Annotated in this window: 36 protein-coding genes; all 36 read right to left on the bottom strand. The window is 65.6% G+C overall.

Annotation, left to right across the window (positions count from 1 at the left end; all coding sequences use genetic code 11):
• Positions 1 to 22: 22 nt before the first annotated feature.
• Positions 23 to 667, bottom strand: a complete 645-nt coding sequence (gene rplQ / locus JOF56_RS14335) for a 50S ribosomal protein L17 (protein WP_209637983.1) — start codon at positions 665 to 667, stop codon at positions 23 to 25.
• Between the two features lie 41 nt (positions 668 to 708).
• Complete coding sequence (locus JOF56_RS14330; RefSeq protein WP_209637981.1) at positions 709 to 1,764, bottom strand: DNA-directed RNA polymerase subunit alpha; 1,056 nt, start codon at positions 1,762 to 1,764, stop codon at positions 709 to 711.
• Positions 1,765 to 1,852: 88 nt separating this feature from the next.
• Entirely contained in the window at positions 1,853 to 2,458 is a 606-nt protein-coding gene (gene rpsD / locus JOF56_RS14325; RefSeq protein ID WP_209637979.1) for a 30S ribosomal protein S4, read from the bottom strand.
• A gap of 23 nt (positions 2,459 to 2,481) precedes the next feature.
• The gene (gene rpsK / locus JOF56_RS14320; protein WP_033384187.1) at positions 2,482 to 2,886 is read right to left on the bottom strand and encodes a 30S ribosomal protein S11; all 405 of its coding nucleotides are present in this window, start codon (positions 2,884 to 2,886) and stop codon (positions 2,482 to 2,484) included.
• Between the two features lie 200 nt (positions 2,887 to 3,086).
• Complete coding sequence (gene rpsM, locus JOF56_RS14315) at positions 3,087 to 3,467, bottom strand: 30S ribosomal protein S13 (RefSeq protein ID WP_209637977.1); 381 nt, start codon at positions 3,465 to 3,467, stop codon at positions 3,087 to 3,089.
• Between the two features lie 157 nt (positions 3,468 to 3,624).
• The gene (gene rpmJ / locus JOF56_RS14310; protein ID WP_010148647.1) at positions 3,625 to 3,738 is read right to left on the bottom strand and encodes a 50S ribosomal protein L36; all 114 of its coding nucleotides are present in this window, start codon (positions 3,736 to 3,738) and stop codon (positions 3,625 to 3,627) included.
• 35 nt (positions 3,739 to 3,773) lie between these two features.
• Complete coding sequence (infA, locus tag JOF56_RS14305; RefSeq protein WP_005166804.1) at positions 3,774 to 3,995, bottom strand: translation initiation factor IF-1; 222 nt, start codon at positions 3,993 to 3,995, stop codon at positions 3,774 to 3,776.
• Between the two features lie 158 nt (positions 3,996 to 4,153).
• On the bottom strand, positions 4,154 to 4,567 hold the full coding sequence (locus JOF56_RS14300; RefSeq protein WP_209637975.1) for a DUF1707 SHOCT-like domain-containing protein: 414 nt from the start codon (positions 4,565 to 4,567) through the stop codon (positions 4,154 to 4,156).
• A 325-nt stretch (positions 4,568 to 4,892) separates the two neighbouring features.
• Positions 4,893 to 5,666, bottom strand: coding sequence for a type I methionyl aminopeptidase (gene map / locus JOF56_RS14295; protein ID WP_209648246.1), 774 nt, complete (start codon positions 5,664 to 5,666; stop codon positions 4,893 to 4,895).
• Between the two features lie 41 nt (positions 5,667 to 5,707).
• A complete protein-coding gene (locus JOF56_RS14290) occupies positions 5,708 to 6,256 on the bottom strand; it encodes an adenylate kinase (RefSeq protein ID WP_209637973.1) in 549 nt (182 codons plus the stop codon).
• On the bottom strand, positions 6,253 to 7,554 hold the full coding sequence (secY, locus tag JOF56_RS14285; protein ID WP_209637971.1) for a preprotein translocase subunit SecY: 1,302 nt from the start codon (positions 7,552 to 7,554) through the stop codon (positions 6,253 to 6,255). Before secY ends, JOF56_RS14290 begins: the two co-directional genes overlap by 4 nt.
• A 195-nt stretch (positions 7,555 to 7,749) precedes the next feature.
• Positions 7,750 to 8,298, bottom strand: a complete 549-nt coding sequence (idi, locus tag JOF56_RS14280) for an isopentenyl-diphosphate Delta-isomerase (protein WP_209637969.1) — start codon at positions 8,296 to 8,298, stop codon at positions 7,750 to 7,752.
• Positions 8,276 to 8,857: a hypothetical protein gene (locus JOF56_RS14275; RefSeq protein ID WP_209637967.1), complete on the bottom strand. Its 582-nt coding sequence runs from the start codon at positions 8,855 to 8,857 to the stop codon at positions 8,276 to 8,278. The genes idi and JOF56_RS14275 overlap by 23 nt, the downstream gene beginning before the upstream one ends.
• A gap of 83 nt (positions 8,858 to 8,940) precedes the next feature.
• Positions 8,941 to 9,474, bottom strand: coding sequence for a hypothetical protein (locus tag JOF56_RS14270; protein WP_209637966.1), 534 nt, complete (start codon positions 9,472 to 9,474; stop codon positions 8,941 to 8,943).
• A 98-nt stretch (positions 9,475 to 9,572) separates the two neighbouring features.
• Positions 9,573 to 10,016: a 50S ribosomal protein L15 gene (gene rplO / locus JOF56_RS14265; RefSeq protein WP_209637964.1), complete on the bottom strand. Its 444-nt coding sequence runs from the start codon at positions 10,014 to 10,016 to the stop codon at positions 9,573 to 9,575.
• Positions 10,016 to 10,201: a 50S ribosomal protein L30 gene (rpmD, locus tag JOF56_RS14260; RefSeq protein WP_037270250.1), complete on the bottom strand. Its 186-nt coding sequence runs from the start codon at positions 10,199 to 10,201 to the stop codon at positions 10,016 to 10,018. The genes rplO and rpmD overlap by 1 nt, the downstream gene beginning before the upstream one ends.
• The gene (gene rpsE / locus JOF56_RS14255; RefSeq protein WP_173140150.1) at positions 10,201 to 10,845 is read right to left on the bottom strand and encodes a 30S ribosomal protein S5; all 645 of its coding nucleotides are present in this window, start codon (positions 10,843 to 10,845) and stop codon (positions 10,201 to 10,203) included. The genes rpmD and rpsE overlap by 1 nt, the downstream gene beginning before the upstream one ends.
• A gap of 43 nt (positions 10,846 to 10,888) precedes the next feature.
• Positions 10,889 to 11,290: a 50S ribosomal protein L18 gene (rplR, locus tag JOF56_RS14250; RefSeq protein ID WP_209637962.1), complete on the bottom strand. Its 402-nt coding sequence runs from the start codon at positions 11,288 to 11,290 to the stop codon at positions 10,889 to 10,891.
• Position 11,291: 1 nt separating this feature from the next.
• Positions 11,292 to 11,831 (bottom strand): 50S ribosomal protein L6, encoded by a 540-nt coding sequence (rplF, locus tag JOF56_RS14245; RefSeq protein WP_209637960.1) that lies wholly within the window; start codon positions 11,829 to 11,831, stop codon positions 11,292 to 11,294.
• Positions 11,832 to 11,846: 15 nt separating this feature from the next.
• Positions 11,847 to 12,245 carry a 30S ribosomal protein S8 gene (gene rpsH / locus JOF56_RS14240; RefSeq protein ID WP_209637958.1) on the bottom strand — a complete coding sequence of 133 codons (399 nt, stop codon included), beginning with the start codon at positions 12,243 to 12,245 and terminating at the stop codon, positions 11,847 to 11,849.
• Positions 12,246 to 12,319: 74 nt separating this feature from the next.
• The gene (locus tag JOF56_RS14235; protein WP_033384211.1) at positions 12,320 to 12,505 is read right to left on the bottom strand and encodes a type Z 30S ribosomal protein S14; all 186 of its coding nucleotides are present in this window, start codon (positions 12,503 to 12,505) and stop codon (positions 12,320 to 12,322) included.
• A gap of 3 nt (positions 12,506 to 12,508) precedes the next feature.
• Entirely contained in the window at positions 12,509 to 13,072 is a 564-nt protein-coding gene (gene rplE, locus JOF56_RS14230; protein WP_209637956.1) for a 50S ribosomal protein L5, read from the bottom strand.
• Between the two features lie 2 nt (positions 13,073 to 13,074).
• Positions 13,075 to 13,392, bottom strand: a complete 318-nt coding sequence (gene rplX / locus JOF56_RS14225; protein ID WP_209637954.1) for a 50S ribosomal protein L24 — start codon at positions 13,390 to 13,392, stop codon at positions 13,075 to 13,077.
• A 2-nt stretch (positions 13,393 to 13,394) separates the two neighbouring features.
• Positions 13,395 to 13,763 (bottom strand): 50S ribosomal protein L14, encoded by a 369-nt coding sequence (rplN, locus tag JOF56_RS14220; RefSeq protein ID WP_033384214.1) that lies wholly within the window; start codon positions 13,761 to 13,763, stop codon positions 13,395 to 13,397.
• Between the two features lie 68 nt (positions 13,764 to 13,831).
• The gene (rpsQ, locus tag JOF56_RS14215; RefSeq protein WP_209637952.1) at positions 13,832 to 14,113 is read right to left on the bottom strand and encodes a 30S ribosomal protein S17; all 282 of its coding nucleotides are present in this window, start codon (positions 14,111 to 14,113) and stop codon (positions 13,832 to 13,834) included.
• Entirely contained in the window at positions 14,110 to 14,352 is a 243-nt protein-coding gene (rpmC, locus tag JOF56_RS14210; protein WP_245378258.1) for a 50S ribosomal protein L29, read from the bottom strand. Before rpmC ends, rpsQ begins: the two co-directional genes overlap by 4 nt.
• A complete protein-coding gene (gene rplP / locus JOF56_RS14205) occupies positions 14,352 to 14,771 on the bottom strand; it encodes a 50S ribosomal protein L16 (protein ID WP_209637950.1) in 420 nt (139 codons plus the stop codon). The genes rpmC and rplP overlap by 1 nt, the downstream gene beginning before the upstream one ends.
• A 3-nt stretch (positions 14,772 to 14,774) precedes the next feature.
• Entirely contained in the window at positions 14,775 to 15,638 is an 864-nt protein-coding gene (gene rpsC, locus JOF56_RS14200; RefSeq protein ID WP_209637948.1) for a 30S ribosomal protein S3, read from the bottom strand.
• Positions 15,638 to 16,075, bottom strand: coding sequence for a 50S ribosomal protein L22 (rplV, locus tag JOF56_RS14195; protein ID WP_209637946.1), 438 nt, complete (start codon positions 16,073 to 16,075; stop codon positions 15,638 to 15,640). The genes rpsC and rplV overlap by 1 nt, the downstream gene beginning before the upstream one ends.
• A 41-nt stretch (positions 16,076 to 16,116) precedes the next feature.
• Positions 16,117 to 16,398, bottom strand: coding sequence for a 30S ribosomal protein S19 (gene rpsS, locus JOF56_RS14190; RefSeq protein ID WP_033384221.1), 282 nt, complete (start codon positions 16,396 to 16,398; stop codon positions 16,117 to 16,119).
• 18 nt (positions 16,399 to 16,416) lie between these two features.
• The gene (gene rplB, locus JOF56_RS14185; RefSeq protein WP_209637944.1) at positions 16,417 to 17,250 is read right to left on the bottom strand and encodes a 50S ribosomal protein L2; all 834 of its coding nucleotides are present in this window, start codon (positions 17,248 to 17,250) and stop codon (positions 16,417 to 16,419) included.
• Between the two features lie 20 nt (positions 17,251 to 17,270).
• Positions 17,271 to 17,570, bottom strand: a complete 300-nt coding sequence (gene rplW / locus JOF56_RS14180) for a 50S ribosomal protein L23 (RefSeq protein ID WP_033384225.1) — start codon at positions 17,568 to 17,570, stop codon at positions 17,271 to 17,273.
• Positions 17,567 to 18,250, bottom strand: a complete 684-nt coding sequence (rplD, locus tag JOF56_RS14175) for a 50S ribosomal protein L4 (RefSeq protein ID WP_209637942.1) — start codon at positions 18,248 to 18,250, stop codon at positions 17,567 to 17,569. The genes rplW and rplD overlap by 4 nt, the downstream gene beginning before the upstream one ends.
• A 1-nt stretch (position 18,251) precedes the next feature.
• Positions 18,252 to 18,902, bottom strand: a complete 651-nt coding sequence (rplC, locus tag JOF56_RS14170; RefSeq protein ID WP_209637940.1) for a 50S ribosomal protein L3 — start codon at positions 18,900 to 18,902, stop codon at positions 18,252 to 18,254.
• 39 nt (positions 18,903 to 18,941) lie between these two features.
• Complete coding sequence (rpsJ, locus tag JOF56_RS14165) at positions 18,942 to 19,247, bottom strand: 30S ribosomal protein S10 (protein WP_003938093.1); 306 nt, start codon at positions 19,245 to 19,247, stop codon at positions 18,942 to 18,944.
• 390 nt (positions 19,248 to 19,637) lie between these two features.
• Positions 19,638 to 20,831 (bottom strand): elongation factor Tu, encoded by a 1,194-nt coding sequence (gene tuf / locus JOF56_RS14160; protein WP_209637938.1) that lies wholly within the window; start codon positions 20,829 to 20,831, stop codon positions 19,638 to 19,640.
• Positions 20,832 to 20,863 lie beyond the last annotated feature (32 nt).

The raw sequence follows: 20,863 nt of genomic DNA, 5'->3' as shown, positions 1-20,863 counted from the left end.
GGCTCCTGGTCGAACTGATCCGTCAGGACTCGTCCTTCTTCTCGGACTTCGCCTCTTCGGTCTCGTCGGCCTTGGCCTCGGCAGTGGTGTCCTCAGCGGACTCCTCAGCCGGGGTCTCCTCGGTCGCGGTCTCATCGAGGACGGCCTTGGGCTCTTCGGCCTTCTTCTCGTCCTTGGCGAACTTGGTGCCGCGGGCCTTCTCCGCCTCGCTGGTCACGGTCTTCTCGTTGACCAGCTCGATGATCGCCATCTTGGCGTTGTCACCCTTGCGGGGCAGCGTCTTGACGATCCGGGTGTAGCCACCGTCGCGACCCACGAAGAACGGGCCGATCTCGGCCAGCAGGCGGTGCACGACGTCCTTGTCGCGGATCACCTTGGTGATCTCACGACGGTTGTGCAGCGCGGCCGGGCTGATCTTCAGCCCGCTCTCGCTGTACTTGTCCTTGCGGTCGGCCTCGGGAGTCGCCTTGGCGTACTCCTCGTTGGCCAGGTGTGCGTTCTTGGCCTTGGTGATCAGGCGCTCGGCCAGCGGGCGCAGGCGCTTGGCCTTGGCCTCGGTGGTCGTGATCCGGCCGTGGGTGAACAGCGAAGTGGCCAGGTTGGCCAGCAGCAGCCGCTCGTGCGCCGGAGACCCGCCGAGCCTGCGGCCCTTCGTTGGGGTGGGCATTCCTTGCTCCTAGTAAGTGTGCTCTCGTGCCACTAGGGGCTTCAGAGCTGCTCTGTCTCGGCGTAGTCCTGGCCGTCGTCGTGGCTCGTGTCCACGCTCGTGTCCGCCCACGCACCCTCGGTCGGGTAGTCGGAGGCGGCCGCGGTCGGGTCGAACCCGGGCGGGCTGTCCTTGAGCGCGAGGCCGAGGCTGACGAGCTTCATCTTGACCTCGTCGATCGACTTCGCACCGAAGTTGCGGATGTCCAGCAGGTCCGCCTCGCTGCGCGAAACGAGCTCACCCACGGTGTGGATGCCCTCGCGCTTGAGGCAGTTGTAGGACCGCACCGTCAGGTCAAGGTCCTCGATCGGCATGGCGTAGGCCGCGATCGTGTCCGCCTCGGCGGGCGACGGGCCGATCTCGATGCCCTCCGCGTCGACGTTCAGCTCACGGGCCAGGCCGAACAGCTCGACCAGGGTCTTGCCCGCCGACGCCACCGCGTCCCGCGGGGTGATCGACGGCTTGGACTCCACGTCCAGGATCAGCTTGTCGAAGTCCGTGCGCTGCTCGACACGGGTCGCCTCGACCTTGTAGGTCACCTTCAGCACCGGCGAGTAGATCGAGTCGACCGGGATCCGGCCGATCTCGGCACCCGCCTGCTTGTTCTGCACCGCGGGCACGTAACCACGGCCCCGCTCGACCACCAGCTCGATCTCCAGCTTGCCCTTGCCGTTCAGCGTGGCGATGTGCAGATCGGGGTTGTGCACCGTGACACCGGCCGGGGGCACGATGTCGCCGGCGGTGACCTCACCGGGGCCCTGCTTGCGCAGGTACATGGTGACCGGCTCGTCCTCTTCGGACGAGACGACGAGCTCCTTGAGGTTCAGGATGATGTCGGTGACATCCTCCTTCACCCCTGGAACGGTGGTGAACTCGTGCAGCACGCCGTCGATGCGGATGCTGGTGACCGCCGCCCCCGGGATCGAGGACAGCAGGGTCCGGCGCAGCGAGTTGCCGAGCGTGTAACCGAAACCCGGCTCCAGCGGCTCGATGACGAACCGGGAACGAGTCTCGCCTACCGGCTCTTCGGCAAGGCTTGGACGCTGAGAGATAAGCACTTCGTTCGTTTCCTTTCCTGAGGCACCCGCTATTTGATGCCTGGAACGGGAGGCCCGGCGCTATCGGAACGCCGGGCCACTTAAGCCATTACTTCGAGTAGAACTCGACGATCAGCTGCTCCTGGACGGGCGTGTCGATCTGCGCCCGCTCCGGCCGCTGGTGCACGAGGATCCGCAGGTTCGACGGCACGACCTGCAGCCAGGCCGGGATCGGCCGGTCACCGAAGGTCGCCTTGGCCACCTCGAAGGGCAGCGTCGGCATCGACTTCGGCTTGACGTCGATGATGTCGAACTTGGTCACCTGGAAGCTGGGGACGTTCACGCGCTTGCCGTTGACCACGAAGTGGCCGTGGCTCACGAGCTGACGCGCCTGACGCCGGGTGCGAGCCAGGCCCGCGCGGTACACGACGTTGTCCAAACGGGACTCCAGCAGCTGCAGCAGGACCTCACCGGTCTTGCCCTGCTGGCGGACAGCCTCTTCGTAGTACTTGCGGAACTGACGCTCCAGAACGCCGTAGGTGAAGCGCGCCTTCTGCTTCTCCTGCAGCTGGAGCAGGTACTCGCTCTCCTTGATCCGGCCGCGGCCGTGCTGGCCGGGCGGATACGGGCGGCGCTCGAAAGCCTGGTCGCCGCCGACGAGGTCAACCTTGAGCCGACGCGACTTGCGCGTGGCAGGTCCGGTGTAACGAGCCATCTGTTCTTACTCCTCCCCGTGCCTCAGACCCGGCGCCGCTTGGGCGGGCGGCAGCCGTTGTGGGGCTGCGGGGTCACGTCCTGGATCGTGCCGACCTCGAGGCCGGCTGCCTGCAGCGAACGGATCGCGGTCTCCCGACCGGAACCCGGGCCCTTGACGAACACGTCGACCTTCTTCATGCCGTGCTCGGCGGCCTTGCGCGCGGCGTTCTCCGCGGCCATCTGCGCGGCGAACGGCGTCGACTTACGCGAGCCCTTGAAGCCCACGTGGCCGCTGGAGGCCCAGCTGATCACGTTGCCCTGCGGGTCGGTGATCGAGACGATGGTGTTGTTGAACGTGCTCTTGATGTGAGCATGCCCGTGCGAGATGTTCTTCTTTTCCTTGCGCCGCACCTTCTTGACGGCGCCAGTACGCGACTTGGGTGGCATTGCTTCGGGTTTCTCCTACTTGGATGCGCGAGTGGTTGAAGGAGCGGCATTCCCGCGCCGGATACGAGTACCGGCGTCGAGATACAGGTCCCGCAGCGCCTCTGGGCGGGCGTTCTGCGGGGCGACGAGGGTGGCCCGCATGGCGGACCGGCCACGCCGCGACTGCGTGACGAGCTTGAGCGTCCGACCGCAGTACTGGCTCACTTCTTTCCGGCCTTCTTCTTACCGGCGACCGTCTTCTTGGGACCCTTGCGCGTACGGGCGTTGGTCTTGGTGCGCTGTCCGCGCACTGGCAGACCGCGGCGCCACCGCAGGCCCTCGTAGCAGCCGATCTCCATCTTCCGGCGAATGTCGGCCTGCACCTCGCGGCGAAGGTCACCCTCCACCTTGAAGTTGTTCTCGATGTAGTCGCGCAGCTTCAGGATGTCGTCGTCCGACAGGTCCTTCACGCGCAGGTCCGGGCTGAGCTCGGTCGCGACGAGAAGTTCCTTGGAACGGGTACGCCCGATGCCAAAGATGTAGGTCAGCGCGATCTCCAACCGCTTCTCGCGGGGGAGGTCTACGCCAGCGAGTCGTGCCATTTCGGCGATGTCTCCTTTGAGTTTTCTCCAGGTCTGCTCCCTGACCGTCCCGGGCCGACTCGTCTGTTAAGCCCGGGCCCCGGCCTGAAGTCCGGGGGTACGCCCGATCCGTGTGATCGGGCAGGTCATAGGAGGTCCTCTTTTGCGTGGTGCCTGATCAGCCCTGACGCTGCTTGTGGCGCAGGTTCTCGCAGATCACCATGACCCGGCCGTGACGGCGGATCACTTTGCACTTGTCGCAGATCTTCTTGACGCTCGGCTGGACCTTCACGCCTCAGCTCTCCTGTTTGGGCCTGGTGGAGGTCACTACTTGTAGCGGTAGACGATGCGCCCGCGGGACAAGTCGTAGGGCGAGAGCTCCACGACCACCCGGTCCTCCGGCAAAATACGGATGTAGTGCTGCCGCATTTTCCCGCTGATGTGCGCGAGGACCTTGTGACCGTTCTCCAACTCAACGCGAAACATCGCGTTGGGGAGGGGTTCGACCACGCGACCCTCGACTTCGATGGCCCCGTCCTTCTTGCCCATGTCCTCCGCGTTTCGTGACGGTGACTAACTTCGTACTGGACGCGGCCGTACCGGGCACGCGAGGGTTCGTTTGAAAAAACCGCACAACGAGACCGGCGCTACGAGCGCGCCACCAGCCAAGTGTACGCACCCGGTCGAGGGTCCCCAAATCGGGGGTGCTAGCTGCGGCTTCGCCCCACCCCTAGCCACCACAGCACCCCCAGCACAGCCCCAGGAGGCAGCATCGGCCACAGGAACCAGGGATAGGCGACGTCGAAGCTGATCATCGACACCATCAGCCAGATGATCAGATTGACGGCACTCACACTCAACCAGATCGCCGTCAGAACTTTCATGGTTGTTCGTGCATGGTTCGGCTTCGCAAGCGGAGGAGGCGGCGCAGGCGGCGGCAGGTCCCTCACCAAGGCGGCCAGATCCCCACGCGTCTTCGTCTGCCAGAGCACGGCCAGGCGTTCGTCCAGCTCATCGAGTGTAAGGCTGCCGTTCGTATGGGCCACCCGCAGGCGCGCTTCCATCGCCTTGCGGTCAATGTCAGTCACGCGAATCAGGTCCGGCGCGAAGTCATCAGTCACCCCAACCATGCTTCTCCACCCAGACCCGCAGGTGGATGGCGCAATCCCTACGCTTTTGGTAGGGCTGCCCCTACCTCACTGGCATCCGAGAACAGGCGCCATATGCACCGCCGTCACCCCTCGTCACCACAGCGTCACACTCAGTCATTAGAGCGTGCGTACCAGGCGAATATGATCAGAGATTCGGCGCGTCAGGCGGTGAATATGGGGTTCTTTCGCGGGACTCACCCCGGTCGGGTGCTCGCGCAGAGCACCCGCCTTAGGTATGTCCCCAATGTGGCATTGGGGACATCGCATGCCACCAATGCCACATTGGGGGCAAAACTCAGTCCTCGGGGGCTGTGAGGATCCAGGGGCCGTCGTCGGTGATGGCGACGCTGTGCTCCCAGTGGGCGGCGCGGGACTCGTCGAGGGTCACCACGGTCCAGCCGTCGTCGAGTTCGGCTGTCTTGTTGCCGCCGAGGGTGAGCATGGGTTCGACGGCGATGGCCATACCGGTGACCAGGCGGGGGCCTTTGCCGGGTTTGCCGTAGTTGGAGAGGAAGGGCTCCATGTGCATCTCGGTGCCGATGCCGTGGCCGCCGTAGTCCTTGATGATTCCGTACTTCACGCCGTTGGCGCGGGCCGAAGCGAGGATGGACTGCTCGATGGCGTGCGAGACGTCCGAGAGGCGGGCGCCCGGGACCAGGGCCTCGGCGCCTGCGTACATCGAGGCGCGGGTGGCCTCGGAGAGGGCCTTGTCCTCGGGGCGCATGGCGCCGGCCGAGACTGTCACGGCTGCGTCGCCGTGCCAGCCGTCGAGGATCGCGCCGCAGTCGATGGAGATCAGGTCGCCCTCGGCCAGCACCTGCGATGCCGCCGGGATGCCGTGGACCACCTGCTCGTTCACCGAGGCGCAGATCGACGCCGGGAAGCCGTGATAGCCCTTGAACGACGGGATCGCGCCCGCGTCCCTGATCGACTGTTCGGCGATCTCGTCCAGCTCGGCCGTGCTTATGCCGGGTTTGACCGCCTCGGAGACCAGGGCGAGGGTACGTGCCACGACGATTCCCGCCGCACGCATCGCCTCGAGTTCGCCACGGGACTTGATCTCGATCATCGTCCGGCGCCCGCGCAACAAGCCGAGCACTCCACCTCTGGTCACTTGTCCAGGGCGTTGAGCACGCGGTTGGTGACCTCGTTGACCTCGCCGACCGCGTCGATCGTCAGCACGATGTCGCGGTAGTAGTTCAGCAAGGGCTCGGTCTCGGAGCGGTACACGTGCTGGCGGTGCCGGATGACTTCCTCGTTGTCGTCCTTGCGGCCGCGGCCGAGCAGCCGGGCGACCACCACGTCCTCGTCGATCTGGAACGAGACGACCGCGTCCAGCTTCTGTCCGGACTCGGCGAGGATCTTGTCGAGCACCTCGGCCTGAGCGATGTTGCGAGGGAAACCGTCGAGGATGAACCCGCCCGCGGTGTCCTCGTCCGCCAGCCGCTCGCGGACCATCTCGTTGGTGACCTCGTCGGGCACGAGCTTGCCCTCGTCCAGGAAGCCCTGGACGCTGCGGCCGAGCTCTGTCCCGTCCCCGATGTGGGCACGGAACAGATCCCCGGTCGAGATGTGTGGCACGCCGAGCTTCTCGCTGAGCGTCCCGGCCTGCGTGCCCTTGCCCGCGCCTGGCGGGCCGACCAGAACGAGTCGTGTCACCTGAGGAACCCTTCGTAGTTACGTTGCATGAGCTGGCTCTCGATCTGCTTCACGGTGTCGAGGCCGACGCCGACCATGATCAGTACCGCGGTACCACCGAACGGGAAGTTCTGGTTGTTCCCGGATCCTGTCACCGACAAGAAGAAGTTCGGCAGGATCGCGATGACACCAAGGTAGATCGAGCCGGGCAGGGTGATGCGGCTCAGCACGAAACTCAGGTATTCCGAGGTTGGACGTCCTGGCCGGATGCCAGGGATGAACCCACCGAACTTCCGCATCTCCTCAGCACGTTCATTCACGTTGAACGTGATCGTGATGTAGAAGTACGTGAAGAAGATGATCAGCGAGAAGTACACCAGGATGTGCACCCAGCTGTTCTGCTGCACCAGGTACTGGTTGATCCAGCGCTGCCAGCCGGAGTCCTGGTTGGTGCCGATCAGCCGGGAGATCAGGTCCGGCAGGTAGAGCAGCGAGGACGCGAAGATCACCGGGATGACGCCGGCCTGGTTGACCTTCAGCGGCAGGTAGGTCGAGGTCCCGCCGTACATGCGGCGGCCGATCATGCGCTTGGCGTACTGGACCGGGATCCGGCGCTGGCCCTGCTCCATGAACACGACGCTGGCGATGATCGCGAGACCGAACAGGCAGATCACGGTGAAGGTGATCGGGCCCTTGCTCCAGATGATCGCGCCCTCAGCCGGGATGCGGGCCGCGATGTTGACGAACATCAGCAGCGACATGCCGTTGCCGATGCCGCGCTCGGTGATCAGCTCGCCCAGCCACATGATGACGGCCGTACCGGCGGTCATCGTGGTGACGATGAGGATCAGCGTGAAGATGCCGTCGGCCGGGATGATGTCTTCCTGGCAGTCGCCGAACAGCTGACCGCGGTCGGCCAGCGCGACGATGCCGGTGGCCTGCAGGATCGCCAGCGCGATGGTCAGGTAGCGGGTGTACTGGGTCAGTTTGCCCTGGCCCGCCTGGCCTTCCTTCTTCAGCTGCTCGAACCGCGGGATGACCACGGTGAGCAGCTGGATGATGATGCTCGCGGTGATGTAGGGCATGATGCCCAGCGCGAAAACGGACAGCTGGAGCAGCGCACCACCGCTGAACAGGTTCAGCAGTGAGTAGATGCCGTCCTGCTGGACGTTGGCCAGACATTTCTGCACGTTCGGGTATGACACGCCCGGTGATGGCAGAAGTGCTCCCACCCGGTACAGCACAATGATCCCGAGTGTGAACAGGATCTTCTTGCGCAGATCCGGCGTCGCGAGAGCCGAGCGGAAGGCGCCTAGCACGCAAGACCTCCTCGCGTCACCGGCATCCTGCCGGCGAACGACTTGCTTGGCCGGTCTATCAAACCGGCGGGAACACGGCCTGGCCGGACAAGCCAGGAACGCTTCGGGGCAGATTTGTCCCGAAGCGTGAGCTCGACTCTAACAGCCTCCTGAGGGTGCTCCGCACCCCCCGTCTGGCGCATTGATCGTTTTTTCTCAACAGGCCGCGGGCGGCAGCTCGGCGTCGGTGCCGGAAGGCCAGTTCCGGGGATCCGCACCGAGTGCCTCCAGTTCGGGGATCTGCCTTGTGGCCCAAGGGGAAAGCTCCCGCCGAGGCGGCCAGTCGACCCACTCGAAGTCGTCGACCTCGGCAGCGTCAGGCCGCGGATCGGCGCTGACGGTAACCCGGTAGACGGGACACATCTCGTTCTCGACCGTGCCATCCGGCATGACCGCGCGGTAACGGAACCTCGGCAGCACGAGGTCGATCGTCTCGGCTTCGAGGCCGAGCTCGTCTTTGAGGCGACGCGTAACAGTGTCACGCATGCCCTCTCCGGGCCCTGGATGGCCACAGCACGAATTGGTCCAGACACCCGGCCACGTCCGCTTGGTGAGGGCCCTGCGGGTCAGCAGGAAGCGGTTGTCCGCGTCGAAGACGTACGCGGAGAACGCCAGGTGCAGCGGGGTCTGCTCGTGGTGAACCGTCGCCTTGTCGGCGGTGCCCACGGCTTGCCCGGCCTCGTCAAGCAGAACCACCAGTTCCATGAGGATCGACATTAGCTGGCGCCGGAACCTCAGTGGTCTCTGATCTGGGGGCGGCTTTGACCGTGAGCACAGCCGACGTCACCGCCAGCACGGCGCTGGCCATCAACGCCCAGAAACCCAGGCCCAGAGCAGGCCCGTCGCCTGGGCCCATCTCTTGCTCAGGCATCAGCGGACTGTAGAACGCGAACCAGCTGACCACCTGTGGGATGACAGTGGCCGCCATCCCGGCCACGAACGCAGCCGCAGCCGTGAGCCACAACCCAGCTGACCGACCGCCGGCCCGCACGAAGGCGATCACCGTCGCGACGATGAACATCAACGTGGCCAGCACCATGGGATAGGCGTGCATCGGCAGTTCCTGCAACAGGTTGCCGTCGGACATCTTCGGCCGGTCGTCGGCGAACCCCCAGGCGTAGATCGTCGTCGTCATCTCGGCCATGACGCCGGGCATGCTGACCGTGGCCACGAACAACGGGAGGATCAGCGAAAGAATCAGCAGCACCGAAGCCGGCAGAGCGAAAAACGCGCCGAGTCGTCGGGATGGTTGCCGGTTGCTCATGCGACAGGAGCGTGACAGCGCAAGGACACGTCCTGGTCACGTCACATCCCCCGATGTCGTTCCGAGACATGACGGCCCGGCCGCTAGGCGGCTTGAGGCCCGGTATCAGCAGGCTTTCGCACGGGCACACCGGCCAGGACCGCTCCGGCCACTGCGAACACAGCGCCGACCACCAGCGACCAGAACCCCAGGCCGAAGTACGAGTCGAGAGCCCCTCCCGGCCGGCCCAGCCCCATCGTCAGGAACGAACTCGTCACCTGCGGAACCACTGTGACAGCCACCCCAACGACGAACGCGGCCGCGATAGTGAGCCAGATCCAGGCTGTCCGCACGCCAGTCTGCGCAGCACCAGTCCTCGCCCCCGCAAAGGCCAGCACACTCGCGACAACCAGGACAATCGTGGCGAACAGCAACGGAAAGCCATGCACAGGCCCCAAGCCGAAGAGCGTCCCGGCAGAACCGTCACCCGACTTGATCCCCCAAGCCGTGAGCGTCATCGTCGTCGCCACGATCGGCGAGTCGATCCTGCTCACATACAGCGGGAAAACCAGCGAAAGCGCCAGCAGAACCGAAGCCAGCAGCGCCAGGCACGCACCGATCAACCGCCGAGTGTTCATGCCTGACGAGCCTGACACCACGACAACACAACCCGGTCTCAGTCCGGACGCCAAAAGGGCCGCCCCAGGATTCTGGGACGGCCCTTTGTGGTTCTGGCTCACAGCTTGTTGATCGAACCACCTGCGGAGGTGATCTTTTCGATCGCGCTGCCGGAGAAGGCGTGGACGGTGACGTCCAGCTTCACGCCGGCGATGTCGCCGTCGCCGAGGACCTTGACGAGCTGGCCCTTGCGGACGGCGCCCTTGGCGACGAGGTCGAGGATGCCGACCTTGCCACCCTCGGGGAACAGCGTGGCCAGATCGCCCACGTTGACGATCTGGTATTCCACGCGGAAGCGGTTCTTGAAGCCCTTGAGCTTCGGCAGCCGCATGTGGATGGGCATCTGCCCACCCTCGAACCGGGGCGACACGTTCTTGCGGGCCTTGGTGCCCTTCGTGCCACGACCGGCGGTCTTGCCCTTGGAGCCCTCACCACGGCCGACGCGGATCTTGTCGGTCTTGGCACCGGGGGCGGGGCGCAGGTGATGGAGTTTGATGGCCATCAGTCGTTGACCTCCTCGACCACCACGAGGTGCCGCACGGTGTGAACCAGGCCGCGGACCTCAGGGGTGTCGTCACGCACCACGCTCTGGCGGATCTTGCGCAGCCCGAGGGTGCGCAGCGACTCGCGGTGGTTGTGCTTGGTGCCGATCTTGCTCTTGACCTGGGTGATCTGCAGCTTCGCCATCACGCACCAGCCTGTGCACGGGCACGCAGCATGGCGGCGGGGGCGACGTCCTCGAGCGGCAGGCCGCGGCGGGCAGCCACCTCCTCCGGACGCTGCAGGCCCTTCAGGGCCGCCACAGTGGCGTGCACGATGTTGATGGCGTTGTCGCTACCCAGCGACTTCGACAGCACGTCGTGGACACCGGCGCACTCCAGGACGGCACGCACCGGGCCACCGGCGATGACACCGGTACCGGCGCTGGCCGGACGGAGCAGCACGACGCCCGCGGCGTCCTCACCCTGGATGGGGTGCGGGATGGTGCCGGCGATCCGGGGCACGCGGAAGAAGTTCTTCTTGGCTTCCTCCACGCCCTTCGCGATCGCGGCGGGCACCTCCTTGGCCTTGCCGTAGCCGACGCCGACCTGACCGTCGCCGTCACCGACGACCACCAGGGCGGTGAAACTGAAGCGACGACCACCCTTCACGACCTTCGCGACGCGGTTGATCGCAACAACGCGCTCGAGGTGCGGGGTCTTCTCCTGGGCCGCGCCGCCACGACCACCGTCGCGACGGTCCCTGCGGTCGCGACGGTCGCCGCGGTCGTTGCCGCCCTGACCGCCCTGCTGACCGCCGAAGCCGCCACCCTGCCGTGTACGTCCCGGCATCAGGCGTTCCTTCCGTTCTCGATTACTTCGCGGGTGTTCTTCATCAGAACTCCAGACCCGCCTCACGGGCAGCGTCGGCGAGCGCCGCGATCCGGCCGTGGTAGTCGTAGCCACCCCGGTCGAACACGACCTTGTCGATGCCCTTGTCCTTGGCGCGGGCGGCAAGCAGCTGCCCGACCTTGGCGGCCTTGGCCTTCTTGTCGCCCTCCAGCGCACGCACGTCGGCCTCGAAGGAGGTCGCGGCGGCGATGGTGTGACCGGCCAGGTCGTCGATCAGCTGCACGGCGATGTGCCGCGAGGACCGGTTGACGACCAGGCGCGGACGGGCCGGCGTGCCGCTGATCTTCTTGCGGAGCCGGAAGTGACGACGCGCGCGGGCCACGCGACGGCGGGTCGAGATGTCCTTGCCGACCGGCTTCCGCTTTGTTGTGGTTGCTTCGCTCATGTCACTTACCCGTCTTTCCGACCTTGCGGCGGATCTTCTCGCCCGCGTAGCGGACGCCCTTGCCCTTGTACGGGTCGGGCTTGCGCAGCTTGCGGATGTTGGCCGAGACCTCACCGACGAGCTGCTTGTCGATCCCGCTGACCGAGAACCGCGTCGGGGTCTCCACCGTGAAGGTGATGCCCTCGGGGGCAGGCACCTTGATCGAGTGGCTGTAACCGAGCTGGAACTCGAGTTCAGTGCCCTTGAGCGCGACACGGTAACCAACGCCGTGGATCTCAAGCTTCTTCTCGTAACCGGCGGTGACGCCGACGACGAGGTTGTTCACGAGCGTGCGAGTCAGGCCGTGCAGCGCACGGTTCTGACGCTCGTCGTTGGGCCGCTTCACCTGCAGCGTGCCGTCCTCGGCGCGCTCAAGGCTGATCGGCTCGACAATGGTGTGCGTCAGAGTGCCCTTGGGCCCCTTGACGTTGACTGTCTGGCCATCGATCTTGACGTCGACCCCGGAGGGGACGGCGATCGGCAGCTTTCCGATACGGGACATGCCTTCTCTCCTCCCCTACCAGACGTAGGCGAGAACTTCTCCGCCTACACCCTGCTTGTTGGCCTGTCGATCGGTCACCAGGCCGGTCGACGTGGAAATGATCGCCACGCCCAGTCCGCCGAGCACCTTCGGCAGGCCGGTCGACTTCGCGTACACCCGCAGACCCGGCTTGGAGATGCGGCGGAGACCAGCGATGCTGCGCTCACGGTTGGGGCCGTACTTCAGCTCCACGATCAGGTTCTTGCACTTCTCGCCCTGCTCCGCGCGGTAGCCGGCGATGTAGCCCTCACGCTTGAGGATCTCGGCGATGTTCGCCTTGATCTTCGAGTGCGGCAGTACAACCTCGTCGTGGTACGCCGAGTTGGCGTTGCGCAGACGGGTCAAGAAGTCTGCGATCGGGTCGGTCATCGTCATGGTGACCTGTCAACCTTTCTCACCGCGGTTCCCGGGGGCCTACGGTGAAATGGGAGGTAGAGGCGGGTTCGCCTTTACCAGCTGGACTTGCTCACGCCGGGCAGTTCACCGCGGTGGGCCATCTCCCGCAGGCAGATCCGGCACAGGCCGAACTTGCGGAAAACGGAGTGCGGGCGGCCGCAGCGCTGGCAGCGGGTGTAACCGCGGACCTTGAACTTCGGCTTCTGCGCGGCCTTGTGGATCAACGCCTTCTTGGCCATGGATCAGTTCTCCCGGAACGGGAAGCCCAGGTGCTTGAGCAGCGCCCGGCCCTCGTCGTCGTTGATGGCGGTGGTCACGATCGTGATGTCCATGCCGCGCTGGCGGTCGATCGCGTCCGGGTCGATCTCGTGGAACATCGACTGCTCGTTGAGACCGAACGTATAGTTGCCGTTGCCGTCGAACTGCTTGGGCGACAGGCCACGGAAGTCACGGATACGGGGAAGCGCGATCGTCAGCAGACGGTCGAGGAACTCCCACATCCGGTCGCCACGCAGCGTGCAACGCGCTCCGATCGGCATGCCCTCACGCAGCTTGAACTGCGCGATGGACTTGCGGGCCTTGCGAACCTCGGGACGCTGGCCGGTGATCGTGGCCAGGTCGCGAACCGCGCCCTCGATCAGCTTGCCGTCGCGGGCGGCGTCACCGACACCCATGTTGACGACGATCTTCACGACGCCGGGGATCTGCATGACGTTGTCGTAGGAGAAATCCTTGTGCAACGCCGGCGCGATCTCCGCGCGGTAGCGGGCCTTGAGCCGCGGGATGGTCTTCTCAGCGGTAGTCATGATCAGATCTCCTTCCCGTTGCCCTTGCCGCGGGCCACGCGAACCTTGCGGCCCTCGTCGTTGGTCTTGTAGCCCACCCGGACGGCCTTGCCGTCGGCGACCACCATGACGTTGCTGACGTGGATCGGGGCCTCCTGGGTCACGATCCCGCCCGACTGGGCGCCACGCTGCGTCTGGGTGATCTTGGTGTGCTTCTTGATGCGGTTGACACCCTCGACAAGAACGCGGTTGTCCTTGGGGTAGGCCTGGATGACCTTGCCCTTGGCGCCCTTGTCCTTGCCGGCGATAACGACGACAGTGTCGCCCTTTTTCACCTTCATGGTCAGAGCACCTCCGGCGCCAACGAAATGATCTTCATGAACTTCTTGTCCCGCAGCTCACGGCCGACCGGGCCGAAGATGCGGGTACCACGCGGCTCGGTGTCGTTCTTGATGAGCACCGCGGCGTTCTCGTCGAAGCGGATGTACGAGCCATCCGGACGGCGACGCTCCTTGGCGGTGCGGACGATGACGGCCTTGACGACGTCACCCTTCTTCACACCCGCACCCGGGATCGCGTCCTTCACGGTGGCGACGATGATGTCGCCGATGCCCGCGTAGCGACGGCCGGAACCGCCGAGAACACGGATGCAAAGGATCTCCTTGGCACCGGTGTTGTCGGCGACACGCAGCCGCGACTCCTGCTGAATCACTGCTTTCTCCCTGACCCGTTGTGGCGTAGCAGATTTCCGACCTGATACGCGCGGTCAATAGCTGTTGCTTACTTGGCCTTCTCGAGGATCTCGACGAGCCGCCAGCGCTTGGTGGCCGACAGCGGGCGAGTCTCCATCAGCAGGACGCGGTCACCGACACCGGCGGCGTTCTCCTCGTCGTGCACCTTCACCTTGCTGGTGGTGCGCAGAACCTTGGAGTAGCGACGGTGCTTCTTGCGGTCCTCAAGCTGGACCACAACGGTCTTGTCCATCTTGTCGGAGACGACGTAGCCCTCGCGCACCTTGCGGCGGTTGCGGCTCTCGTTCTCCTGAGCGGTCGGCTCGGTCATGCGGCACCTTCGTTCGTAACTGTCTCGTCAGGGGAAGCCGACAAGCCCAGTTCGCGCTCCCGCATCACTGTGTAGATCTTGGCGATGTCCCGCCGCACCGTGCGCAGCCGGCGGTTGTTGTCCAGCTGGCCGGTGGCCATCTGGAACCGGAGGTTGAACAGCTCCTCCTTGGCCTCGCGCAGGCGGAGCACCAGCTCCTCCTCGGTCAGCTCGCGGATCTCCGAGGCTGTCACTGCCATCAGAAGTCACCACCTTCACGCGTGACGATGCGGCACTTCATCGGCAGCTTGTGGATCGCACGACGCAGCGCCTCACGCGCCACGGCCTCGTTCGGGAAGCTCATCTCGAACAGCACCCGACCCGGCTTGACGTTGACCACCCAGTACTCGGGCGAACCCTTACCGGAACCCATCCGGGTCTCGGCGGGCTTCTTGGTCAGCGGACGGTCCGGGAAGACCTGGATCCACACCTTGCCACCACGGCGGATGTGCCGGTTGATGGCGATACGGGCGGACTCGATCTGCCGGTTGGTCACGTACGCCGGTTCGAGCGCCTGGATGCCGTACTCGCCGAAGTTGACCTTGGTGCCACCCTTGGCGGCGCCGTGGCGCTTCGGTGAGTGCTGCTTACGGTGCTTGACCTTGCGTGGGATGAGCACAGCTCAGCCCTCCCCATTCCCTGCCGTGGCCTCCGGGGTCCCGTTGTTGACGGACCCGGACGCCGATGGCGCATCCTCGGCTGCGGCACCAGTTTTTGCCTCTTGGGCGGCGGCCCGTCCGGCCTCAGTGCTCGTCGCGGTGGTACCAGTGGCACCGGAACGACGGGCGCGGCTCGGACGCTCGCGGCGCGGGGCGCGCTCCTGCGTGGCGTTGTCACGGGCGTCGTGCTGGCGGCGGCCGCCAACAACCTCACCCTTGTAGATCCAGACCTTCACGCCGATGCGGCCGAAGGTGGTACGGGCCTCGAAGAAGCCGTAGTCGATGTCCGCACGCAGCGTGTGCAGCGGGACGCGACCCTCGCGGTAGTGCTCCGAGCGGGACATCTCGGCACCGCCGAGACGGCCACCGCACTGCACCCGGATGCCCTTGACCTGCGGCGAACGCATGGCCGACTGAATGGCCTTACGCATCGCGCGGCGGAAGGCCACACGGTTGGACAGCTGCTCGGCGACTGCCTGCGCGACCAGCTGGGCATCCGACTCGGGGTTCTTGACCTCGAGGATGTTCAGCTGGACCTGCTTCTTGGTGAGCTTCTCCAGCTCACCGCGGATACGGTCCGCCTCGGCGCCGCGGCGGCCGATGACGATGCCCGGACGCGCGGTGTGGATGTCCACCCGCACGCGGTCCCGGGTCCGCTCGATCTCCACCTTGGAGATGCCGGCACGCTCCATGCCCTTGGACAGCAGCTTCCGGATCTTGACGTCTTCCGCCACGTACTCCGCGTACTGCTTGTCCGCGTACCAGCGGGACTTCCAGTCAGTGGTGATACCCAGGCGGAAGCCGTGCGGGTTGATCTTCTGACCCACTAGCTGGCACTTCCCTTCTCACTGGTCTTCGCGGCCTTGCGGCCGGGCTTGCGAGCAGCCTCCGGCTTCGGGCGCGAAACGACCTCGACCGTGATGTGGCTGGTGCGCTTGCGGATGCGGTACGCGCGGCCCTGCGCACGGGGGCGGAACCGCTTGAGGGTCGGGCCCTCGTCCACATACGCCTTGCTCACCCAGAGCGTCTCCGGGTCGAGGCTCATGTTGTTCTCGGCGTTTGCCATGGCACTGGCGAGCACCTTCGCGACCGGACCGCTGGCGGCCTGCGGCGCGAACTGGAGCACGGCCAGGGCCTCGCTGGCGTTACGTCCCTTGATGAGCTCGATCACGCGGCGCGCCTTCATCGGCGTGGTGCGCACGTAGCGAGCCCGAGCCACGGCGGTAGGAAGCTCCTCCACCGCGGCTTCGTCACGGGCGTTCATCGCTGCTTACCCCTTGCTGGTTCGTGTTCTAGGCGCGCCGCTCAGCGGCGGCGGGACTTCCGGTCGTCCTTGATGTGGCCCTTGAAGGTGCGGGTCGGGGCGAATTCGCCCAGCTTGTGCCCGACCATGGCCTCCGAGACGAAGACCGGGACGTGCTTGCGGCCGTCGTGCACCGCGATGGTGTGTCCCAGCATGTCCGGGATGATCGTGGACCGGCGAGACCAGGTCTTGATCACCGTCTTCTTGCCGGACTCGTTCAGCGCGTCCACCTTCTTGAGCAGGTGGTCGTCAACGAACGGGCCCTTTTTCAGGCTACGTGGCATGGTTCACTCCCTTCCTGCTCAGCGCTTCTTGCCGGTCTTGCGGCGACGGACGATCATCCGGTCGCTCGCTTTACGGCGACGAGTACGGCCTTCGGGCTTACCGGCCGGGTTCACCGGGTGACGACCACCGGAGGTCTTGCCCTCACCACCACCGTGCGGGTGGTCGACCGGGTTCATGGCCACACCACGGACGGTCGGGCGCTTGCCCTTCCACCGCATCCGGCCGGCCTTGCCCCAGTTGATGTTGGACTGCTCGGCGTTGCCGACCGCACCGACCGTGGCGCGGCAGCGGACGTCGACGTTGCGGATTTCGCCGGAGGGCATCCGCAGCTGCGCGTACTGACCCTCACGGGCCACCAGCTGGACACTGGCGCCGGCGGACCGGGCGATCTTGGCGCCGCCACCGGGGCGGAGCTCGATCGCGTGCACCACGGTGCCGACCGGGATGTTGCGCAGCGGCAGGTTGTTGCCCGGCTTGATGTCGGCCTTGGGGCCGTTCTCAATCGGGTCGCCCTGGCGCAGCTTCTCCGGCGCGATGATGTAGCGCTTCTCGCCGTCCGCGTAGTGCAGCAGCGCGATGCGGGCGGTGCGGTTGGGGTCGTACTCGATGTGAGCGACCTTGGCCGGCACGCCGTCCTTGTCATTGCGACGGAAGTCGATCAAGCGGTACGCGCGCTTGTGACCGCCACCCTTGTGCCGGGTGGTGATCTTGCCGTGCGCGTTGCGGCCGCCCTTCTTGTTCAGCGGCCGGACCAGCGACTTCTCCGGGTGATCACGGGTGATCTCGGCGAAGTCCGAGACGCTCGAGCCACGACGGCCCGGCGTCGTCGGCTTGTACTTGCGGATGCCCATCTCTGCGAGTTCCTCGTTCCCTAGGCGGCCGGGCCGCCGAAGATCTCGATCGGCTTGCTGTCGGCGGAAAGTGTCACGATGGCGCGCTTGGTGTCCTTGCGCTTGCCGAACCCGGTGCGGGTGCGCTTGCGCTTGCCCTGCCGGTTCAGCGTGTTCACGCTGATCACCTTGACGCCGAACACCTTCTCGACCGCGATCTTGATCGCCGTCTTGTTGGCGTCGGGGTGGACCAGGAACGTGTACTTGTTCTCTTCGAGCAAGCCGTAGGACTTCTCGGAGATGACCGGCGCGCGAAGGATGTCGCGGGGGTCGGGAATCACTTCGACTCCTCCTCAACTTCACCGGAGCGAGCGGTCGCCTTCGCGGAGCGGCCACTGATCGGGCCCGCCACGAACGCCTCGTACGCGTCCTTGGTGAACACCACGTCGTCGGCGAAGATCACGTCGCGGGTGTTCAACTGGTCCGGCCACAACACGTGGACGTTGTCCAGGTTGCGCACCGACAGCAGGTTCAGCTCGTCGTCCCGGTTGAGCACCACGAGCACGTGCTTGGCACCGCTGATGGCGGCGAGCGCCTTGCGGGCGTCCTTCGTGGACGGCTTCTCGCCGGTGACCAAAGAGGACACGATGTGCAGCTGCTCGGCCCGCGCCCGGTCGGAGAGGGCACCACGCAGGGCGGCGGCCTTCATCTTCTTGGGGGTCCGCTGGGAGTAGTCCCGCGGAGTCGGACCGTGCACCGTGCCACCGCCGATGAACTGCGGCGCGCGGGTCGAACCCTGGCGGGCCCGGCCGGTGCCCTTCTGGCGGTACGGCTTCTTGCCGCCACCGCGAACCTCACCGCGAGTCTTGGTGTCGTGGGTGCCCTGCCGCGCGGCGGCTTCCTGGGCGACGACAACCTGGTGCATCAGCGGGATGTTCGCCTGCACGTCGAAGATGCCCGCGGGCAGCTCGACGGAGCCGTCGGTCTTGCCGTCCGGGGTGCGAACGTCAACGCTGGTCATTTCACGCACCACCCTTCGCGGCGCTCTTGAGGAACACCAGGCCGCCCTTGGGACCCGGCACCGCACCCTTGATCAGGATGAGGCCGGAGTCGGCGTCGACCCGGTGCACGGTCAGGTTCTGGGTGGTCACCTTGACGTGACCCATGCGGCCGGCCATCCGCAGGCCCTTGAACACGCGGCCCGGGGTGGCGCACCCGCCGATGGAACCCGGCGAGCGGTGCTTGCGCTGGGTACCGTGCGAGGCGCTCAAACCCTTGAAGCCGTGGCGCTTCATGACACCCGCGGTGCCCTTGCCCTTGCTGGTGCCGGTGACGTCGATGACGGTGCCGGCCTCGAACACCTCGGCGGTGATCTCCTGGCCGACCTCGTAGGAGTCCGCGTCAGTGGTGCGCAGTTCGGCGAGCACTCGCCGGGGGGTGACGCCGGCCTTGGTGAAGTGCCCGGTCTCCGGCTTGTTCACCTTGCGGGGGTCCACGGCGCCGAACGCCAGCTGGACCGCGGTGTAGCCATCGTTGTCCTGGGTGCGGACCTGGGTCACCACGTTCGGCCCGGCCTGAACGACGGTCACCGGGACTACCCGGTTCGACTCGTCGAAGACCTGGGTCATGCCGAGCTTGGTGCCCAGAATGCCCTTCACTTGCCTGTCAGACATGGTCTCGTTCTCTCCGCTGCGTTTCTCGCGCGCAGGCGCTTACTGGATGTTGACGTCGACGCTGGCCGGCAGGTCGATGCGCATGAGCGCGTCGACCGTCTTCGGCGTCGGGTCGAGGATGTCGATCAGACGCTTGTGCGTGCGCATCTCGAAGTGCTCGCGCGAGTCCTTGTACTTGTGCGGCGAGCGGATGACGCAGTAGACGTTCTTCTCGGTCGGCAGCGGCACTGGCCCAACGACCCGAGCGCCGGTACGCGTCACGGTCTCGACGATCTTGCGCGCGGAGGCGTCGATCGCCTCGTGGTCGTAGGCCTTGAGCCGGATGCGGATCTTCTGTCCCGCCATGGTGGCTTTGCCGTTCCTTCCGTGATGTCCCTTGTCAGAGCTCTTTACCAGCCATTTCGCTGGTGCTGGAGGCTCCGCTCCCCTGTTCACAAGTCATGGTTCCCGGTCCACGCGGTCGGGCGTGTCGCGCCCGCTTCACAGACCGGTCCCACAGTCGTTTTGCTCTCCGCGGGGGAGAACCTGACGTTCGTGGGACGGGCGGCCGGAAGCTCATCAGAATTCCCGGCATAACCCATTTGTGTCTCACATGGCAGCGTCAACGCTCCACTGCCCTCGCGCGGAGGCGGCCGGTTCCCCGAGGGAAACCCGGCCGCCCCACGACGAGCAACCTATACAGGATGCCATATCGAAATATGGCATCCAAATCGGGGTCGCTTAATACGACCTAGATCACTTGATGATCTTGACCAGAGTACCGGCGCCCACGGTCCGGCCACCCTCACGGATGGTGAACCGCATGCCCTCGTCCATCACGATCGGCTGGATGAGCGCGACAGTCATCTTCGTGTCGTCGCCCGGCATGACCATCTCGGTGCCCTCGGGGAGGGTCACGACGCCGGTCACGTCGGTCGTACGGAAGTAGAACTGCGGGCGGTAGTTCTGGAAGAACGGCGTGTGCCGGCCACCCTCGTCCTTGGACAGGATGTAGACCTGCGCCTCGAACTCGGTGTGCGGGGTGGAGGTGCCGGGCTTGGCCACGACCATGCCGCGCTCGACGTCCTCACGCTTGACACCACGCACGAGCAGACCCACGTTGTCGCCGGCCTGGCCCTGGTCGAGCAGCTTGCGGAACATCTCAACGCCGGTGACCGTGGTCTTGGTCGCCTTCTCGCGGATGCCGAGGATCTCGACCTCCTCGTTGACGTTGACAACGCCGCGCTCGATACGACCGGTGACGACCGTGCCACGACCGGTGATCGTGAAGACGTCCTCGATCGGCATCAGGAACGGACGGTCGGTCTCGCGGACCGGCTCCGGGATGTTCTCGTCGACCGCGTCGAGGAGCTCGAGCAGCTTGTCGCCCCACTCCTTGTCGCCCTCGAGCGCCTTCAGCGCCGAGACGCGGACCACGGGCAGGTCATCGCCCGGGAACTCGTACTCGGTCAGCAGCTCACGGACCTCGAGCTCGACGAGCTCCAGGATCTCCTCGTCGTCGACCATGTCGGCCTTGTTCAGCGCGACGACGATGTAGGGCACGCCGACCTGGCGGGCGAGCAGCACGTGCTCCTTGGTCTGCGGCATCGGGCCGTCGGTCGCGGCGACCACCAGGATCGCGCCGTCCATCTGGGCGGCACCGGTGATCATGTTCTTGATGTAGTCCGCGTGTCCCGGGCAGTCGACGTGCGCGTAGTGCCGCTTCTCGGTCTGGTACTCGATGTGAGCGATCGAGATGGTGATACCGCGCTGCTTCTCCTCCGGCGCCTTGTCGATCTCGTCGAACGGCGTGAAGGGGTTCAACTCCGGGTACTTGTCGTGCAGGACCTTGGAGATAGCCGCGGTGAGCGTCGTCTTGCCGTGGTCGATGTGACCGACGGTGCCGATGTTGACGTGCGGCTTGGTCCGCTCGAACTTCGCCTTCGCCACTGGATTGTCCTCCTGGACTTGTTCTTATCCGA

Source organism: Kibdelosporangium banguiense (assembly GCF_017876405.1).
GTDB classification, from domain to species: Bacteria; Actinomycetota; Actinomycetes; order Mycobacteriales; family Pseudonocardiaceae; genus Kibdelosporangium; species Kibdelosporangium banguiense.
The sequence above is the reverse complement of the archived record's forward strand: the minus strand, read 5'-3'. Positions and strand labels throughout refer to the sequence as shown.

Bases quoted from the DNA above. Each gene is read 5' to 3' on its own strand.
- rplQ (WP_209637983.1), bottom strand. From the start codon at position 667: ATGCCCACCCCAACGAAGGGCCGCAGGCTCGGCGGGTCTCCGGCGCAC.
- rpsD (WP_209637979.1), bottom strand. From the start codon at position 2,458: ATGGCTCGTTACACCGGACCTGCCACGCGCAAGTCGCGTCGGCTCAAG.
- rpsK (WP_033384187.1), bottom strand. From the start codon at position 2,886: ATGCCACCCAAGTCGCGTACTGGCGCCGTCAAGAAGGTGCGGCGCAAG.
- rpsM (WP_209637977.1), bottom strand. From the start codon at position 3,467: ATGGCACGACTCGCTGGCGTAGACCTCCCCCGCGAGAAGCGGTTGGAG.
- infA (WP_005166804.1), bottom strand. From the start codon at position 3,995: ATGGGCAAGAAGGACGGGGCCATCGAAGTCGAGGGTCGCGTGGTCGAA.
- map (WP_209648246.1), bottom strand. From the start codon at position 5,666: ATGATCGAGATCAAGTCCCGTGGCGAACTCGAGGCGATGCGTGCGGCG.
- idi (WP_209637969.1), bottom strand. From the start codon at position 8,298: ATGGAACTGGTGGTTCTGCTTGACGAGGCCGGGCAAGCCGTGGGCACC.
- JOF56_RS14275 (WP_209637967.1), bottom strand. From the start codon at position 8,857: ATGAGCAACCGGCAACCATCCCGACGACTCGGCGCGTTTTTCGCTCTG.
- JOF56_RS14270 (WP_209637966.1), bottom strand. From the start codon at position 9,474: ATGAACACTCGGCGGTTGATCGGTGCGTGCCTGGCGCTGCTGGCTTCG.
- rplO (WP_209637964.1), bottom strand. From the start codon at position 10,016: ATGGCCATCAAACTCCATCACCTGCGCCCCGCCCCCGGTGCCAAGACC.
- rpmD (WP_037270250.1), bottom strand. From the start codon at position 10,201: ATGGCGAAGCTGCAGATCACCCAGGTCAAGAGCAAGATCGGCACCAAG.
- rpsE (WP_173140150.1), bottom strand. From the start codon at position 10,845: ATGCCGGGACGTACACGGCAGGGTGGCGGCTTCGGCGGTCAGCAGGGC.
- rplR (WP_209637962.1), bottom strand. From the start codon at position 11,290: ATGAGCGAAGCAACCACAACAAAGCGGAAGCCGGTCGGCAAGGACATC.
- rplF (WP_209637960.1), bottom strand. From the start codon at position 11,831: ATGTCCCGTATCGGAAAGCTGCCGATCGCCGTCCCCTCCGGGGTCGAC.
- rpsH (WP_209637958.1), bottom strand. From the start codon at position 12,245: ATGACGATGACCGACCCGATCGCAGACTTCTTGACCCGTCTGCGCAAC.
- JOF56_RS14235 (WP_033384211.1), bottom strand. From the start codon at position 12,505: ATGGCCAAGAAGGCGTTGATCCACAAGGCCGCGCAGAAGCCGAAGTTC.
- rplE (WP_209637956.1), bottom strand. From the start codon at position 13,072: ATGACTACCGCTGAGAAGACCATCCCGCGGCTCAAGGCCCGCTACCGC.
- rplX (WP_209637954.1), bottom strand. From the start codon at position 13,392: ATGAAGGTGAAAAAGGGCGACACTGTCGTCGTTATCGCCGGCAAGGAC.
- rpsQ (WP_209637952.1), bottom strand. From the start codon at position 14,113: ATGACCGAGCCGACCGCTCAGGAGAACGAGAGCCGCAACCGCCGCAAG.
- rpmC (WP_245378258.1), bottom strand. From the start codon at position 14,352: ATGGCAGTGACAGCCTCGGAGATCCGCGAGCTGACCGAGGAGGAGCTG.
- rplV (WP_209637946.1), bottom strand. From the start codon at position 16,075: ATGAACGCCCGTGACGAAGCCGCGGTGGAGGAGCTTCCTACCGCCGTG.
- rpsS (WP_033384221.1), bottom strand. From the start codon at position 16,398: ATGCCACGTAGCCTGAAAAAGGGCCCGTTCGTTGACGACCACCTGCTC.
- rplB (WP_209637944.1), bottom strand. From the start codon at position 17,250: ATGGGCATCCGCAAGTACAAGCCGACGACGCCGGGCCGTCGTGGCTCG.
- rplD (WP_209637942.1), bottom strand. From the start codon at position 18,250: ATGACCAGCGTTGACGTTCGCACCCCGGACGGCAAGACCGACGGCTCC.
- rplC (WP_209637940.1), bottom strand. From the start codon at position 18,902: ATGTCTGACAGGCAAGTGAAGGGCATTCTGGGCACCAAGCTCGGCATG.
- rpsJ (WP_003938093.1), bottom strand. From the start codon at position 19,247: ATGGCGGGACAGAAGATCCGCATCCGGCTCAAGGCCTACGACCACGAG.